General features: G+C 43.7%; 2 protein-coding genes. One reads left to right on the top strand and one right to left on the bottom strand.

The genetic code is table 11. From position 1 onward, the window contains the following. Positions 1-6 precede the first annotated feature (6 nt). A complete protein-coding gene (locus R7O13_RS27780) occupies positions 7-174 on the top strand; it encodes a putative quinol monooxygenase (protein ID WP_318305313.1) in 168 nt (55 codons plus the stop codon). 70 nt (positions 175-244) lie between these two features. Here the strand turns inward: R7O13_RS27780 and R7O13_RS27775 are convergent. Continuing rightward, a partial coding sequence (locus tag R7O13_RS27775; RefSeq protein ID WP_318305312.1) for a mechanosensitive ion channel family protein occupies positions 245-657 on the bottom strand: 413 nt, incomplete at its 5' end.

Below are 657 nucleotides of genomic sequence, written 5' to 3'. Positions count from 1 at the left end.
TATCAGTTGTTCCAAGATAAAGACAACGCGAGCCACTTCGTTTTTCAAGAGCAATTTAAAGACCAAGAAGCGTTCGAATTTCACGGTAAAACTGAGCACTTTGCACATTTGATCAGCCAAATTGAAAACTTGCTTGAATGCGAACCGAAGTTAGCGTTCTTTAACGAACTGTAAGACACAAAACTTACCGCAAATAAAAAGGCACTCTTTATCGAGTGCCTTTTCGTATTTGGATAACACGCGATTACGCGTCTTTTTTCTCCACCATGTGCAAATGCACATCTTGTTGTGGGAAAGGAATCGAAATGCCTTCGCGATCAAAGCGTAACTTCACTTCTTTCGTTACATCCCAATATACCTCCCAGTAGTCATCTGTTTTAACCCAAGGGCGAACGATGAAATCTACCGACGAAGTATTCAAAGTGTGCACTTTAATCATTGGCTCAGGCGCGCGAAGTACCGCAGGGTGTGAAGTCACGATATCCGTTAGTACCGATTCCGCTTTCAATAAATCGTCTGCGTAGCCGATACCAAACACCATATCTACACGGCGAATACGCTCATGGGTCACGTTCTTGATCACATCTCCCCAAATCTTACTGTTCGGCACAATGATGATCTGGTTGTCGAAGGTGCGAATCGTGGTGTTCACTAAGC

The sequence above is a fragment of the Vibrio sp. Y176 genome (assembly GCF_033438945.1).
The sequence above is the reverse complement of the archived record's forward strand: the minus strand, read 5'-3'. Positions and strand labels throughout refer to the sequence as shown.